Source organism: Methylomonas albis (assembly GCF_014850955.1).
GTDB lineage: Bacteria > Pseudomonadota > Gammaproteobacteria > Methylococcales > Methylomonadaceae > Methylomonas > Methylomonas albis.
In genome coordinates this window covers 1,219,721-1,236,411 of record NZ_JACXSS010000001.1, presented here as the reverse complement: position 1 = coordinate 1,236,411, position 16,691 = coordinate 1,219,721, and the positions used below count along the sequence as shown (strand labels likewise).

11 protein-coding genes are annotated in these 16,691 nt (G+C 53.6%); all 11 read left to right on the top strand.

Annotated features, from left to right (window positions below; all coding sequences use genetic code 11):
• Nucleotides 1-38: 38 nt before the first annotated feature.
• The 11 genes from mgtA to mprF all read left to right on the top strand — a co-directional run bounded on the left by mgtA (nt 39) and on the right by mprF (nt 16,656).
• Nucleotides 39-2,573: a magnesium-translocating P-type ATPase gene (gene mgtA, locus EBA_RS05815; RefSeq protein ID WP_192373770.1), complete on the top strand. Its 2,535-nt coding sequence runs from the start codon at nt 39-41 to the stop codon at nt 2,571-2,573.
• Nucleotides 2,574-2,599: 26 nt separating this feature from the next.
• The gene (locus EBA_RS05810) at nt 2,600-2,905 is read left to right on the top strand and encodes a hypothetical protein (protein WP_225615954.1); all 306 of its coding nucleotides are present in this window, start codon (nt 2,600-2,602) and stop codon (nt 2,903-2,905) included.
• Between the two features lie 138 nt (nt 2,906-3,043).
• Nucleotides 3,044-3,745 (top strand): hypothetical protein, encoded by a 702-nt coding sequence (locus EBA_RS05805; protein ID WP_225615952.1) that lies wholly within the window; start codon nt 3,044-3,046, stop codon nt 3,743-3,745.
• Between the two features lie 555 nt (nt 3,746-4,300).
• Nucleotides 4,301-5,641, top strand: a complete 1,341-nt coding sequence (locus tag EBA_RS05800; protein ID WP_192373769.1) for a TolC family protein — start codon at nt 4,301-4,303, stop codon at nt 5,639-5,641.
• A gap of 22 nt (nt 5,642-5,663) precedes the next feature.
• Nucleotides 5,664-6,830, top strand: a complete 1,167-nt coding sequence (locus EBA_RS05795) for an efflux RND transporter periplasmic adaptor subunit (protein ID WP_192373768.1) — start codon at nt 5,664-5,666, stop codon at nt 6,828-6,830.
• A gap of 21 nt (nt 6,831-6,851) precedes the next feature.
• Nucleotides 6,852-9,920 (top strand): efflux RND transporter permease subunit, encoded by a 3,069-nt coding sequence (locus EBA_RS05790; protein ID WP_192373767.1) that lies wholly within the window; start codon nt 6,852-6,854, stop codon nt 9,918-9,920.
• Nucleotides 9,921-9,929: 9 nt separating this feature from the next.
• Nucleotides 9,930-10,256, top strand: a complete 327-nt coding sequence (locus tag EBA_RS05785; protein WP_192373766.1) for a P-II family nitrogen regulator — start codon at nt 9,930-9,932, stop codon at nt 10,254-10,256.
• 5 nt (nt 10,257-10,261) lie between these two features.
• A complete protein-coding gene (locus EBA_RS05780; RefSeq protein WP_225615950.1) occupies nt 10,262-11,725 on the top strand; it encodes a carbohydrate porin in 1,464 nt (487 codons plus the stop codon).
• A gap of 134 nt (nt 11,726-11,859) precedes the next feature.
• Nucleotides 11,860-12,660 (top strand): alpha/beta fold hydrolase, encoded by an 801-nt coding sequence (locus EBA_RS05775; protein WP_225615948.1) that lies wholly within the window; start codon nt 11,860-11,862, stop codon nt 12,658-12,660.
• A 36-nt stretch (nt 12,661-12,696) separates the two neighbouring features.
• The gene (locus tag EBA_RS05770) at nt 12,697-14,049 is read left to right on the top strand and encodes a virulence factor family protein (protein WP_192373764.1); all 1,353 of its coding nucleotides are present in this window, start codon (nt 12,697-12,699) and stop codon (nt 14,047-14,049) included.
• Nucleotides 14,050-14,073: 24 nt separating this feature from the next.
• Nucleotides 14,074-16,656, top strand: a complete 2,583-nt coding sequence (gene mprF, locus EBA_RS05765) for a bifunctional lysylphosphatidylglycerol flippase/synthetase MprF (protein WP_192373763.1) — start codon at nt 14,074-14,076, stop codon at nt 16,654-16,656.
• Nucleotides 16,657-16,691: the final 35 nt, after the last annotated feature.

Below are 16,691 nucleotides of genomic sequence, written 5' to 3'. Positions count from 1 at the left end.
TAGTCCGCCGAACACTCAAAAATAACCGAGGTCCAAGCATGCCAATCAATCTCGCTCCCAAACAGTCAAAACCCTTTTGGCATGACTCTGTCCAAGAGCTATTCCAGCAGTTGCAAGCTAATGAACAGGGTCTGTCCCGGCAAGAAGCGGCATCGCGCCTAAAACGCTATGGCGATAACCGCGCGCAAAATCACAAACCACCCGGCGCCGTAAGCTTATTTTTTGGGCAATTCAAAAGTTCTATCATTCTGATCCTGCTATTTGCCACCGGCCTGTCGTTTTACCTGCACGACAAACTGGATGCGATCATCATCCTGTGCATCATTCTGATGAGCGCGCTATTGGGCTTTTGGCAGGAGAAAGGCGCCGCCGACGCGGTGCACAAGTTGCTGGCGATGGTGCAAATCAGGGTCGAGGTGTTACGCGACGGGGCCTTGCAAGAATTGCCCGCCGAACAAATCGTCCCCGGCGACATCGTGCAGTTGCGGGCCGGTGACGTAATTCCAGCCGACTGCCGGCTGCTAAGTTCCGACAATCTGTTCGTCGACGAAGCCATACTTACCGGCGAAAGTTACCCTGCGGAAAAATATGTCACCGAATTACCGATCAACACCGGCCTCAGCCAGCGCCAAAACTGTCTGTGGATGGGCTCGCATGTGCAAAGCGGCAGCGCCACGGCCTTGGCGGTGGCGACCGGACCGGACAGCGAATTCGGCAAACTCTCCGAACGCATCAAACTAAAACCACCCGAAACCGAATTCGAACACGGCGTGCGCCGTTTCGGTTATCTACTGATGGAAGTCACGTTGATTCTGGTCATCATGATCTTTGCGGTCAACGTCTATCTGGACAAACCGATCATGGACTCGTTTCTGTTCGCGCTGGCACTGGCGGTTGGATTGACCCCGCAACTGTTACCGGCGGTGATCAGCATCAATCTCGCACACGGCGCCAAACGCATGGCCGAACAAAAAGTCATTGTCAAACAACTGGCCGCTATCGAAAACTTCGGCAGCATGAACGTATTGTGTTCCGACAAGACCGGCACGTTGACCGAAGGCACGGTGCAGCTGAAAGACACGTTGGATATTAGCGGCCAGACCAGCGACAAGGTAGCGCGTTACGCTTACCTTAATTCCGTATTCGAAACCGGCTTTAACAACCCCATCGACCAGGCCATCCGCCAATTCAAAACCTTTGCTGTCGCCGACGACGGCAAACTCGACGAAATCCCGTACGACTTCCATCGCAAGCGACTCAGCATGCTGGTGCAAGATCAAGGCGAAACCTTGATGATCTGCAAAGGCGCGTTAAACAATATCCTAGAAATTTGCGACACGGCGGAAAATGCCGCTGGCGAGCTGCAACCCATCGCGACCGCTGCAGACGCCATTCAGCAACGCTACCGGGACTATAGCCACCAGGGCTTTAGAACCCTGGGCGTCGCTTACAAACCCATGCCCGGTAAGACCAAGTTTGCCAAGGACGACGAAACCGGCTTGCGTTTCCTGGGTTTTTTGACCTTATTCGACCCGCCAAAAGCCGATTGCGCGGCAACCATCAGCCTGCTGCGCGAGCAAGGCGTGACGCTAAAAATTATTACCGGCGACAACCGCTTGGTAGCGGAAACGGTGGCGGGCCAATTGGGCCTGGCAACATCGGCCATCCTGACCGGTACCGATCTGGCCGGCATGAGCGAAAGAGCTTTGATTCATCGGGTCGCCCAGGTCAATCTGTTCGCCGAAATCGAACCCAATCAGAAGGAGCGCATCATCATCGCGCTGAAGAAAGCGGGCTTTGTTGTCGGCTACATGGGCGACGGTATCAACGACGTCTCGGCGCTACATGCTGCGGATGTGGGCATTTCGGTGGACAGCGCCGCCGACGTCGCTAAGCAAACCGCACAAATCGTGTTGCTGGAAAAAGATCTGCGCGTATTGCTGGGTGGTATTCGCGAAGGCCGCATCACCTTCGCCAATACCCTTAAGTACGTGTTCATGGCCACCAGCGCCAACTTTGGCAATATGTTCAGCATGGCCGGCGCGTCGCTGTTTTTGCCCTTCCTGCCGCTATTACCCAAGCAAATTTTGCTGACCAATCTACTGACCGACTTTCCGGAAATGACCATTGCCTCGGACAATGTCGACCCGGAAATGCTCAGCAAGCCGCACCGCTGGAATATCGGCTTTATTCGCAAATTCATGCTGACTTTCGGCATCATCAGCTCCGTGTTCGACTATCTAACCTTCGGCCTGCTCTTATGGTTGCAGGTGCCGGTAGAGCAATTCCGCACCGGCTGGTTTAGCGAATCGGTGATTTCCGCCGCGCTGATCGTATTTGTGGTGCGCAGCCAAAACCAATTGTTCAGCAATCGTCCGGGCAATCCATTGATGCTCACCACCGCCAGCATCGTAGGGCTCACACTCGCGCTACCTTACACACCCGTGGCACCGTTGATCGGCTTCCAACCCCTATCGTTAGCCATTTCCGGCTGGCTAGGTTTAATCGTGCTGCTTTACATTCTTACCGCAGAGCTGGCCAAACGGGTTTTCTATCGCCATGTAAAGCTATAATCCCATTATTTTTTAATCAACACCCGATGAAACAAAACGCCAACAACGACCTTTCCCATCACATTCTGCCAAATTCGGCAACAATGGTAGGTGTCTGCATTATGGTCATCAGCATCGTCAAAAGTCAGCCTGCCGATATGGTTAGTTACTTTATCGATAAGGCGCTGGCGGTAGACAGTTTGTTATTCACCATCAGTGCACTGCTATCGTTTTTATCGATTCGCCTGGAGCGATCAACAGTCGGTTTGGAACGCTGGGCGGAAGTGCTTTTTATCGTCGGATTAGTGTCGATGACAGTCATTGCTGTCATTTTTTCCTTCGAAATTGTGTGATTGATTTTAGCTACTCCCTCGAATGCGGCAGACTCGCTTGGAAGCGCTATTTAACTTAACCTTAATGTGGAATTAACATTCAATTCATCGCCGAATAGTAAATTAGGCCGCTCTAATTAATCTAAAGGCATTTGGAATATGAAAACCATAAAAAGGCTGTCAATCAATCTATTGGCAATTCTCTCCGTCTTATCTTCAATACCTAGGGTTGAGGCTGCAACGACCATTCAAATCGGTTCAAGCGGAAAAACCTTTGCCTCCTCTATGGTGCAGTGCGCCGTAAATCCAGCCACCGGCTTGCAAGCTGCAACCGTTCAAACCGGCCTATTCAACCCAAGGTCAAAAGATAAGGCAACGATTACTCTCAATGGCGGAACTGTGGCCAAAGTTACCGCGTCGCAACCCGATGTCGCTGTCTGGCTTTATGATGGCAATAACTCTCTCGTGGCCGCCCTGTCCGGTAGAACAGCTGATACCTATGCCTTCACCGTACAACCTGGCTTCTGCGATCTACCCAATACTTCAGGCAACACCTTCAGCGCTGACGGCGTCCTCGAATACGCTGCTAGTGGAAAATCCTATACCACCATCACTCCAGGCTGCGCCTTAAACCCGGCTAGCGGTAACACTCAGCATTTCGTCAACCTGTTCGATAATGGCAGCTACCTACTGAATGTATCAATCAACGGCACGCCGCTAACCCAATTGAACGGAACCACCCGAAAATCAGTGCCTGTGTTTCTGGGTGCGGGATTGAACGTAATCTCGGCAGCCAATGGCACGCTTTCCACCGACTATTACGTTAGAGATGGCGGCAACGGCACTTGCACCTTGCCGTAATATCTCTTTGTCTTCGCTGCCAAGGATTGGCGGCATTTTTTAATGCGCTTAATACCGCTTTGCCTACACTAGGGTGCTCCTAGCGGATAAGGCGGATCACTCCCGCGGTGCCACCGCAAAATGAAAGGCAAATTTTGCCCAACCAAACGTCGAAGCGACGCGCTTCCGCAACGCTCAAGCACATAGCAACTGTCATTCGTTCAAAATACTTGAATATCGCCGCAGAGTCGCGAGCAAACCATCGAACCTGAAATCGCAAGACTCATATAACCTTTATCACGCGAATCTTCCGCAATTATCCATTTTCTCCCGAAACCTTATGGCCACCCTAAATGCCTTCTGAGCAGCTGGGCTTTTTCGGCCATTCACTGAAATTTATTGGTTTATATAAACCACTCCTACTCAATATAACCATTATGCCAAGCATTCCTACCTGGCAATAAGGTTGAAATAAGCCGAATATACTGGGTTTGGCAATCGCCCAGGCAACTTGGCAGACTAATTGCTGATAGACCTTACCAAGCAGGTTCAATGGTTCGACTACGGTGACTAAGCATGAAATACCAAGGTTTCATCTATAAGGCGGCGACTGGCTTGCTCGGTTGTTTGCTGGCTATACAGAGTCACGCCCAGAGCGTACCCTTATCGATAGATGAGGCATTGGCTGTGTTTTACCAGCGCAATCTCGATCTGATAGCCGCGCAATACAATATCGACCAGTCCCGCGCCGACGCCATCATCGCTGCAGCCATTCCCAACCCCACCTTGGGCGTACAAATCTCCGAACTAAGCAACCGGCCCAATATGGGCTCCAACGCCAGCGGGTGCAATCACGATGCCAGTGTGTCTTGCGGCCCCGCCGAATATTTTTCCTTCAGTCAGTTAATCGAAGTCGCCGGCAAACGCGGCCTGCGCATGCAAAGCAGCGGCTTTGCCACCCAGGCTGCGGAAAGCGATTTCCGCGATGCGGTGCGTATCTTTTCCAACATGGTCAGAGATGCTTACTACGACCTGCTGCTGGCGCAGAAGAACCGCTGGCTGGCTCAAGAAATTGTCGATCACTATCAGACCATATCCAAAGCCAACCAGCTAAGGATGAACAGCGGCGACATCGCCGAGTCCGATTTCTTGCGGGTAAAAATGGAAGCCATGCGTGCCCAATCCGATCTGGATAGCGCGCAAACCGCCGTGGAACAGGCCCAAGCCGGTTTGGCAGTCATCTTGCGCTGGCCGGATAACGGTTTGCATTTCGAAGCCAGAGAACAATGGCCTGGCATCAAAGACATCGGCCAAAACCAGACCAAGGACGAGCTGATGAACAAAGCCTTGCAGCAACGCCCGGATTTACTGGCCGACAAACAACGAGCCGCGCAGGCCGAGAAAGAACTGGAGTTGGCCAGACGCCTGAAATACCCGGATGTGACCGTCAATGCCGGCTATGCGCGCGACCCAAGCAACAACGCATTGAATTCGTTTTTTGTCGGCGTCAGTGTGCCGGTGCCCTTGTTTTATCAATACCAAGGCGAATCGGACAAGGCGGCGGTTGCCTTAAACCGGAACCAACTGGCGGTGGAACAAACCGAGCTTGGCATTCGCAACGATGTCGCCAATGCCTTAGCGATCTGGAATAGCTCGGATAAAATCGTGCAGCGGTTTCAAGCCGGCTTGCTGGACGATGCACTGTCGGTGCGCAACAGCGCCGAACTGGCATATAGCAAGGGCGCCACCGGGGTACTGGACTTTATCGAAGCCCAACGCAGCTACAAAAATGTGATGCGCGATTACAGTCAGGCCATGATCAACCGCGCCAATGCTTATTACGATTTGGCCAAAGCCCTGGGCGAGGAAGTCGGCAACGACAACGACAATGCCCAGGCACACACTCAATTGCAATAACAGGCTTAAACGAATACTCGACATGAATAAATCTAGGCAATCTCTCACCAAAATACCGTTGCTCTGTTGCTTGCTGGTTACCGGCATGTTGTCGGCCTGTTCCGACTCGGCCGACAAGACGCCGCCGGCCGCCAAACCGCCCACCCCCGCCGGTGAAGTCATCCTGGCGCCCGACTCGCCGAAAAAAACCTATGTCAAAACCGCTAAGCTCAGCTTGGCCCAGCATCCTTTGTTGGAACCGTTGGCCGGCAAAATAGTTTATGACGAAAGCTTGACCTCACGTATCAGCTCACCGGTGGCCGGCCGGGTCGTGGCGACTCCCATCGCACTGGGCACAGCGGTTCAGGCGGGTTCGACCTTATTGGAACTGGACAGCCCGGATATCGCCGATGCCGAAGCCGATTTCGCCAAGGCCCAAGCCACCGCCACGCTGGCCGGCCACGCCTTCAGCCGCCAACAGGATCTATACGCCGGCAAAGCTATTTCTCGCAAAGAACTGGAACAAGCGCAAAGCGACTTGAGCAGCGCGCGCAGTGATCTGCAACGCGCGGAAGACAAACTAAAAAACCTGCATTTATCCGCTCGGCAAACCGATGGCCGCTTCGCACTGCGGGCAGCGGTTGCTGGCATAGTCGTGGAACGCACGGTTAATCCGGGCATGGAAGTGCGGCCGGACCGCGATGCGCCCTTGTTTGTCGTATCCGACCTGAAACACTTGACGGTCTTACTGGAGGTATTCGAAGTCAATATCGGCAAAATCAAAACGGGTCAACAACTGTCAATCTCGGTGCCCGCCTACCCCGGCGAATCATTTCCGGCGACAGTACAATACATCGGCCAAGTGCTCGACGAAACCACGCGTTCCGTGCAAGTCAGGTGCAAACTGGATAATCCGGATGGCCGCCTGCTGCCCGGCATGTACGCCACCATCACGGTGGAAAGCGCAGCGGACGACAAGGCCTTCGTAATTCCGCTAACGGCGGTGTTTACCGAAGGCGATGCAGATTACGTCTTCGTCGCCCTGGACGAAAACCGCTATCGGCAACGCCGGGTCGAAATAGGCCTACGCTTGCAAAATAAGGCCGTGATCAGGCAAGGACTACAAGCCGACGAGCTGTTGGTGACCGAAGGGGCGTTAATGCTGCGCGCCGAAGAAGAAGTCGAAATTGAAAGCACCCATCAGCCCTAGAGACATACCCAGGACACTGACATGATCGAGCGTCTTATCGCGTTTTGTTTACAGCAACGGCTGATGGTCATCGGCGCCACTTTGGCGATTGCCGTCTCCGGCATCATCGCCTTTGAGAATCTGCCGGTACAAGCCTTTCCGGATGTACAAAACGTCTTTGTGCAGGTGGTCACCCAATTTCCCGGCCAGGCTCCGGAAGAAGTGGAAAAGCAGATTTCGCTACCCATCGAACGGGAAATGAACGGCTTGCCGCATTTGCTGAACATGCGTTCGGTATCCATTTTCGGCTTGTCGGTGGTGACGCTGACTTTCGACGATAAAGCCGAGGACTATTTCTCGCGCCAGCAAGTCCTGGAACGGCTGCAATACGCCGACATTCCCGGCGAAACCAAGCCGCAACTAGGGCCCTTGTCAACCGGTGTCGGCGAAATTTTGCGCTACGTGATCGATGCTAAAAACTTACCCCTAGTGGAACAACGCGCCTTGCAGGATTGGATCATCGAGCCGCGATTGCGCTCGGTACAAGGCGTCGCCGATGTGGTCGGCTTCGGCGGCGGCGTAAAGGAATATAAAGTCGCGGCCAAACCCGAGCAATTAAAAAACTATCGCATAGACCTCAACCAAGTGTTCGCAGCGATTGCTGCCAACAATACCAATACCGGCGGCGGCTATATCGAGCACGGCGACGAAGCCTTGGTGGTGCGCGGCACGGGTTTACTGAAATCCGCGGAGGAAATCGGCGAAATCGTCGTCACCACCAACGATGGTGTGCCGGTGCGCATCAAGGATGTCGCGGACATCAGCGTGGGGCCGCAACCGCGCAACGGCATGGTGGGTATGAATCAGCGTGACGATGTCGTTGAAGGCATCGTGTTGTTGATCAAAGGCCGCGACGCGGTCAATGTGCTGGACGGCGTGAAACAGAAAATCAAGGAACTCAACGACTTCGGCCTGCCGCCCGGCGTGAAAATCACGCCATTCTACGATCGCACCGAGCTGGTAGGCCACACCATCCATACCGTCGAACACAATATGATCGAAGGCGCGGTGTTGATACTGATTATCCTGCTGGTATTTTTACGACGCTTTGTCGCGGCGCTACTGGTGACGCTGATTATCCCGCTCTCCTTGCTGTTCGCATTCATTTTGGTGGATCTCGGCGGTATCTCTGCCAATCTAATTTCCCTGGGCGCTATCGACTTCGGCATCATTGTCGACGGTGCGGTGGTATTGGTCGAAGCTGTGATGGTGCAAGTGACGCTGGATTTACAGCGCAACGCCGATATGCGGCACCTGCGGCAATCGCTACTGGCCACCGCCACCGAAATGGGCCGACCCATCCTGTTTTCCAAAGCCATCATCATCATCGCCTTTTTGCCGATTTTTACCTTCCAGCGCGTGGAAGCCAAGATATTTTCACCCATGGCCTTCACCTTGAGTTTTGCCTTGGTGGCTTCCATGCTGTTTAGTCTGACCTTTGTGCCGGCCATGCTGACCTATCTGTTGGGACCGAAACTCGCCGAACAACACAACCCCATCGTACAAGCGATGGAACAGCGTTACCGCCAAGTGCTGGAATGGGTGTTACGGCATGCACGGGCAGTATTCATCGCCGCCATTACCGCGCTGGTGCTGAGCTTTATGTCAGTCAGACTAATCGGCACCGAGTTTATGCCCAAACTCGACGAAGGCAATATCTGGCTGACCATCACCCTGCCGACACCGGTATCGCTAAGCACGGCCAAACAACTGGAGCGGCAAGTCCGCGATACGCTGGAAACTTTTTCGGAAGCCAAAACCATCATCACTCAATTGGGCCGCCCGGAAGACGGCACCGACCCCAAAGGTTTTAATAACCTGGAAGTGCTGATCGACTTAAAACCCAAGGATACTTGGCGTTATCAGCGCAAAGACGATTTGGTGCAGGCCATGGACAAGGCGCTGGCCATTTTTCCAGGCATACTCACCAACTTTTCCCAGGTGATTCAGGATAACGTCGAAGAGGCTATTTCCGGGGTGAAAGGCGAAATCGCCATCAAAATATTCGGCAGCGATTTGCAGACCTTACAGGATAGGGCCGATCAAGTCACCCATATCCTGGCCGGCATTCAAGGCGCTACCGATGCCGCCGCCGAGCAACAAGCCGGACTGGCGCAAGTGATCGTAGACATTGACCGGGCCAAGGTATCGCGCTATGGCATCAATGTCGCCGATGTGGAGCGGGTGATGGAAATCGGCATGGGCGGCAAGGCGGCTTCACAGTTTCTGGAAGGCGAACGCCGTTTCGACATCACCTTGCGTTATCAGGATAGCGCCCGCAATTCGGTCGCCGATCTGGAAAATCTGACGGTGCAAACCCCCTCCGGCCAACGCATTCCGCTCTCCGAGCTGACCACCATCAAAATCAATCAGGGCGCGTCTCGCATCAGCCGTGAAGACAATATGCGCCGAATAGCCATTAAATGTAATCTGATCGACCGCGACCAGGGCAGTTTCGTCGCCGAGGCCCAGCAGAAAGTCGCCGAGCAAGTCTCTTTACCGCCCGGCTACCACATCGTCTGGAGCGGCCAGTTCGAAAATCAACAGCGGGCGATGAAGCGTCTGGCCGTCATCGTCCCGATCAGCTTAGGTCTTATTTTTGTGCTGTTATTTTGGGCTTTCATGTCGATTAAAAATGCCTTGTTGATCGTGATGAACGTGCCGTTTGCAATGATAGGCGGCTTGCTGATTTTATTGGTGACCGGCATTAACCTCAGTGTGTCCGCCGCAGTCGGTTTCATTGCCCTGTTTGGGATTGCCGTGCAAAATGGCGTGATTCTAGTTTCGCAATTGAACAAGCTGCGTCGGGACGGTCAAAAATTGCACGACGCTATCGTCAACGGCTCCGTCAGCCGCTTGCGGCCGGTGGTGATGACAGCCTTGATGGCGATGCTGGGCTTATTTCCGGCAGCACTGTCCACCAGCGTCGGTTCGGAAACCGCCAAACCGTTTGCCATTGTCATTATCGGCGGCTTGATCACCGCCACCATTTTGACCTTAACCTTGCTACCCGCGCTATACCGCTATTTTGCCGAGCCTGACGAGCTTTAGGGGACTACTATGAAAGAAATTCGCGCCTACGTGCAGCCGCACAAGCTCAGCCAGATTACGATGGCCTTGATGGAGATACCGGGCTTTCCGGGGATGTCGATCATGGACTGCGAAGGCTTCGGTCGCGAGCGGACCGAGCACAGCCAAGATTACAAACCGTTTCTGGTTAAAAAACGCCTGGAAATTTTCGCGCCAGATGACTTGGTGGAGATTATTTTCGAAACCATCATGCGCACGGCCCACAGCGGCCATCATGGCGACGGCAAGGTGTATATTCTGGATGCGCAGGAAGGCGGCCGCATCAGCAGCGGCGAGCGGCATAAGGATTTGAGCTAAGCGCCATGGGCAAGTTACCCATCAAGGCAAATGCCTACGCTGCTGGGCTGGCGTTGATGCTCTGTACTGCCAACGTCAAAGCCGAGCAACCATTAGCTGACGATGAAGACGGTAACTTTTCCTTCATGCAGTTGCTGGCCGATCAAGACTGGCACGATATGAAAGACGAACGCTGGAATGCCTACGGCCAAGCCACCTATATTTCCAGCTGGAAACCGGCCTTCCCGGCTCAATACACCAACCTCAACGGCACCCCGCATTCGCTGCTGCCCAATGCCGAGCGCAGTTTCACCGGCACGGTCACGGCCTATTTTGGCTTGAAAGCCTGGCAAGGCAGCGAAATTTATCTGGCACCGGAAATGATTTCCGAACTGCCGCTGTCGGACCTAAAGGGTTTGGGCGGCAGTATCCAAAACTTTGAACTGCAAAAATCCGGCTCGGTTAGCGCGACTTGGTATAAGTCGCGTTTCTACTTAAAACAGACTATCAGTATGGGTGGCGACAGCCATCATGTGGTTTCCGGTCCGCTGCAACTCGCCGGAAACGCCGATAGCCGGCGTCTGGTTATCACCGGGGGTAACCTCAGTATCCTGGATATTTTCGATAAGAACAGCTATGCCGCCGATTTGCGTCAACAGTTTCTGAACATGGCATTTCTAACCAACGCCGCTTACGATTTTGCCGCCGATGCCCGCGGCTACAGCGTCGGCCTAGCAGCCGAATATTATTTCGACGATTGGACCTTCCGGCTGGGCCGTTTCGCCACGCCGCAAAACCCCAATGACTTGCCGCTGGACTTCAGAATCTTCAAATATTACGGCGATCAAGTAGAGATTGAACACCGCCACAGACTATTCACACAACCGGGCGCCGTCAGGCTGCTCGCATACCGTAATCATGAACGGATGGGACGCTGGGACGACGCCATCGCCGCCTACCAAGCCAATCCGGCCCAAAACGCGGCTAATTGCACAAGCTTTAATTATGACTCGGCGAATAGCAGTGCTCCCGATCTATGCTGGGTACGCAAAGCCAATGTCAAAATGGGTATAGGCATTAATTTGGAACAGCAGCTATTCGACGACGTTGGGGTGTTTTTACGCGGCATGGTTAGCGACGGCAAGACTGAAGTGTATTCCTACACCTCGGCGGATCGCTCGCTATCGTTTGGCAGCTTAATCGGCGGCGATCGTTGGGGCCGGCATTACGATGCGCTGGGTATCGCCTACGCCAGTAGCTGGATTTCCGCCGGACATGCCGAGTATTTGCGCCTGGGCGGGGTGGACGGTTTTATCGGCGACGGTAATCTGCGTTACCGGCCCGAACAAGTGGTGGATATTTATTACAAGCTGCGCTTGCTGCCGTCAGCTTGGATGACCCTGGATTATCAGCACATCGCTAATCCCGCTTATAACGCGGATCGGGGACCGGTGGATGTGTATGGCGTCCGAGCGCATTTTGAGTTTTAGGCAGCCATTTACATTTCGTAATGACAACGGGCGCTGACATGTTTAACCAGGCACTTTGGAAAAAGCGAATAGTTCCTATGAGCGGTTTGATTTTGCTGCTAGTAATCCTAGCCCTATTTTTCGGTTTACGGCCGATGTCGACCAACATGCTCCGCTATTGGCTGTGGAAGTCGTCGACCTCGGTTCCCACTTTGAGCGGCGACATTATGAACAAGGGCGCGCATATTCGTTATGTCGCTTATGGATCGGGGGAGCCGGTCTTGTTGCTGCATGGCGGCTTGAGTAACAAACTTAGTTGGTTTTCGCAGATACCCTGGTTGGTTAAGGCAGGCAGAAAAGTGGTGCTGATTGATACCCGTGGTCACGGCGAATCTACAGCGGGGCATACCGCTCTAAGCTATCAAATTTTTGCGGAAGACACCTTGTTGGTTTTGGACCGGCTGGGCATTCCACGCACCGATATTGTTGGCTGGAGTGACGGCGGCATTATTGCCTTGTTATTGGGCTTGGAGTCTCCGCAACGCGTGGGGAAAATCGTCGCCATTAGCGCCAATTTTCATCCTTCTGGCGTGACTCAGGCGGCTGATGGCACCCCGAGCAATCCGCTCCGGCAGCAAATGCAGCAAATCGGCGATTGGCTGCGAAGCTGGTGGTCTGGCGCGGGCGCAAACCACCCGGCACTGGCTGCGGAAATCCAGGCCCTGTGGCAGGTAGCGCCACAACTCAAGCATGCGGATTTGCAGGCAATTACCGCACCGACCTTAGTCATTGCCGGCGAAAACGACATCATCGACCTGCCCCACTCAGGCGAATTGGCGCAAATGTTGGCTCATGCAAAAATAGAAATTGTCCTGGGTGCCGGTCACGCGGCACCGGTTACCCACGCAAGCGAAATCAATCACTTGATCGCAGCGTTTTTGGGCATCAACCCATGACGCACCATTCATCAATCCATGGCAACGGCGCAAACCATGAGCATTAAAAAAGCATTGTTGGTGTTAGCGGTATTGGCTGCAATAAGCACAGGCACTCTTCTGTTGCCGCACCTAACGCCGCCCGCAGCCGACAGCCAGCAGCATTCGCTAATTTTCGGTGACATTACTGTCGCCAGGCCGCTCTGGGGTTCGCAAGGCCTGGTACTGGCATTTGTCGATACCCAAAAGTTTCCGCCCCAGGCTTTGGCGCAGCGCATGGCAGCAACAGCGCTGACCGCAGCTATTATCGATACCGGCCAAGTTTTTAAGGGCATTAGCGCAGGCGGCAAAGCCTGCCTGGATGGCAGTGTTATCGCCACGGCTTTCGACGCGCTACGCACAGAGTTACCCGACCCGGCCGGCGACAAACTAATTGTGACCGGCATAGGCAGCGGCGCGTTGGTACCGTTTCTCAATGCACTGTCCCCACCCGGCAACGCCGCCAGCAATATTTCTATCGATTTTTCTGTGAATATCCCGGCTGATTGGGTGTTGTGTCCGCCCTTAAGCACCTTACGGGATGATCAGCAACAGCGCCTAACCGCCGCGCCGGCAGCCAAAGGCCATTGGCGCTCGGTATGGACCGATCAACCGACAGACAACACCGCTGTGTTTATCCGCAGCTTAGGCGATGTCGATACCCGCATTGCCCCCTACGACACCCCGCTGGACAAGCTGTTGATCGAGGAAGTTGAATCAGCGATTGGTCAAAGCAATCAGGCTGCCCCGCCAATGCCGGTGGTGGAAGTGCCCAGCACGAAACCCAGTGACACGGTGACGTTGTTCTATTCGGGCGACGGCGGCTGGCGCGACCTGGATAGAAGCGTGGCCGACGAAATGGCAGCGCAAAATTACCCGGTAGTGGGCGTCGATGTCTTACGCTATTTCTGGGAACACAAAACACCGGAACAAGCTGCCGCCGATCTGGCCGCCACCATGGCTTACTATCGAAAACACTGGGGCGTAAAGTCCTTTGTGCTGGCGGGTTATTCGTTTGGCGCGGACATTTTGCCGCCGATATACAACCGTCTATCAACGCAGGATCAAAACAGTGTAGCGCTGCTGGTGTTGTTGGCGCTGGCCGATCGCGCCGATTTTGAAATCCACGTGTCCGGCTGGCTTGGGCAAAGCGACGGCGAACACGCCTTGGCTCCGGAACTGATAAAGCTGCCCAAACAGAAGATTCTGTGTGTCTACGGCAAAGACGAGAAGGCCGAAACCGCCTGTACCGCACTGGCTAATAGCGAGGCCGATATTCTGGAATTGCCCGGCGGCCATCATTTCGATCAGGACTATCCCAAACTGACCCGGCGAATTCTGGATGTTTACCGGCAGCATGGCATTCAATAATTTCATAACGGCATTCAGCAAACCATGACTCGCGAAACCCTAAGTCGTTACGCTCAACAGCTCAGCCACTGGTTGCCCTTGGCGCTATTCGTCTGCGCGCTGTACATCGTGCAGAGTCAATTGCAAACCCATGATTTAAGCGACATCCTGGATACTTTAAAAACCACGCCGCTACCTATCATTTACGCGGCTTTGCTACTCACGATAATCAACTATCTGGTGTTAGCCGCTTATGATTGGCTGGCATTACGCTTCACCGGCCATAGCCAAATTCCGCTACGAAAAATGATCGCAGCGGCCTTACTAAGTTACGCCATCAGCAACAACACCGGCCATGCCTGGGCGGCTGGCGGCTCGATCCGCTATCGGTTTTATGCCAGATGGGGCGTGCCTGGCTGGGATATTTTAAAAATTTCCTTGTTTCAGACCGTCACCTATCTGTTAGGTGCGCTGACTTTAGGCCTAATTGGTAGCCTGGTGTTGCCGCACTATTTATCCGGCACCCTGCAAGAACCGCCCGCTATTCATTGGGTCAGCCTGGTTTGCGCGGCCAGTTTGCTGACCTATTGGCTAGGTGTTTTACTGTGGCGTAAACCTTTATTGATTAAAGGCTTCGAGCTCCATCTCCCTTCGGTATCGATGGCTATTTGGCAAACCCTGGTCGCCAGCATCGACGTGGTGTTATCGTCTTTAGTCTTGTGGATGCTGTTGCTGAATCAGGTCGACATCGATTTCGGCGCCTTCCTGGTGGTGTTCGTGGTAGCTCAGGTGATGGGTGTGATTAGCCAAGTGCCCGGTGGAATTGGCGTGTTTGAAAGTGCATTTCTTTGGTTAATGTCAGGCATTGAAGCTGCGGACCAGCACCTGATTCTGATCAGCTCCTTGTTGTTGTATCGAGTTATTTACTACTTTGTGCCCCTACTGTGTGCCGGTGTCGGTTTATTGGGTTACGAAATCCACGGCCGACGCGCCCTGCTGGCCGAAAGGAGCCAACTTATCGGCAAAATTCTGACAGCGATCGTACCGCAACTTTACTCACTTTTGCTGCTGATTGCCGGCGGCGTACTAATCGTTTCCGGCTCCATTCCTGCAAATTTGGAAGCCATGGATTGGTTACGCAATGCGATTCCCTTGCCTGTTGTCGAGTTTTCGCATCTGGCCGGCAGTTTGATCGGCTTGCTGCTATTGTTTTTGGCGCGGGGCATTTGGCTGAGGATCGATGCCGCGTGGTTCGGTAGCCTGCTAATGTTGGGACTTGGGATTGTCGCGTCCTTGCTTAAGGGCTTCGATTGGCGGGAAGCATTGGTATTGTCAATGATCTTGCTGTTGCTATTACCGACGCGTAGCCACTTCCAACGCAGCTCTTCGCTGCTGCGTATGTCCTTCTCCGTGTCCTGGATAGCGACGGTGGTCATGGTACTGGCAGGCTCAACCTGGCTAGGATTTTTCGCCAACCGCGATGTCGAATACGCCCATGCCTTATGGTGGCAGTTTTCCTATGAAGATGATGCGCCCCGCTTCTTAAGAGCCCTGTTGATGATGACCGTGGTAAGTGTGTCTTACGGTCTGTCACGCTTATTCGGTATTGCGCCGCCAGAAGATTTGCAAAGACCATCGGCCGCGGAAATCGGCGAAGTCAGAACGTTACTGACTCACTGCGAAGATACCCACGGCTTTCTGGCTTTATTGGCCGACAAATATTTGCTGTGGAACCCGCAGCGTAGCGCATTCATCATGTACGCGACCACCGACCGATTCTGGGTGGCGATGGGTGACCCCATCGGCGAACTCTCCGGCATAGAAGACTTGCTCTGGGAATTCCACGAACAAGCCAATCTGCATGGCGCCAAAGCGGTGTTCTATCAAGTGGGTCCCAGCTTATTGCCTAACTACTTGGATTTGGGCATGTCCTTGTTCAAGCTCGGCGAGGACGCACGAGTTGATTTAACAACGTTCAGTTTGCAAGGCAAACAACGCGACTCCCAGCGCAGCGCCCGCAATAAATTCGGCAAAATGGAGTATTGCTTTGAAATTCTGAGCGGCTCCGAGCGCGAATCGGCATTACCGATCTTACGGCAAATATCCGATGCCTGGCTAGCGCACAAAAACACCCGCGAAAAAGGCTTTTCACTGGGCTTCTTCGCTGACGAGTACTTGCGCCGTACCGATGTTGCGGTCATCAAAGATCCCTCGGGACAGATCAAAGCCTTTGCCAATCTCTGGCAAACCGACAATCGACAGGAGCTATCCATAGACCTGATGCGCTACGACCCCGACAGCCCGAAAGGCATTATGGACTTCCTGTTTGCCGAACTGATGTTGTGGGGCAAAGCGGAAAATTACCAATGGTTTTCGCTGGGCATGGCGCCGCTGGCCGGCCTGGAACGCCGACCTTTGGCACCGCTGTGGCATAAAATCGGCACCACTATTTTCGATTTGGGGGATCACTTTTACAATTTTGAAGGGCTTTACGAATACAAAGCTAAATTTGCGCCCACCTGGCAACCCCGCTACTTGGCGGCGCCGGCGGGTATCTCGCTACCGTTTATTTTAATGGTCATCACCCGGCTGATTTCCGGCGGTTGGCAAGGTATTTTTAGCAAGTAACGGTTTAACTTAATGTATGCGCTTGTTGGAGGCTA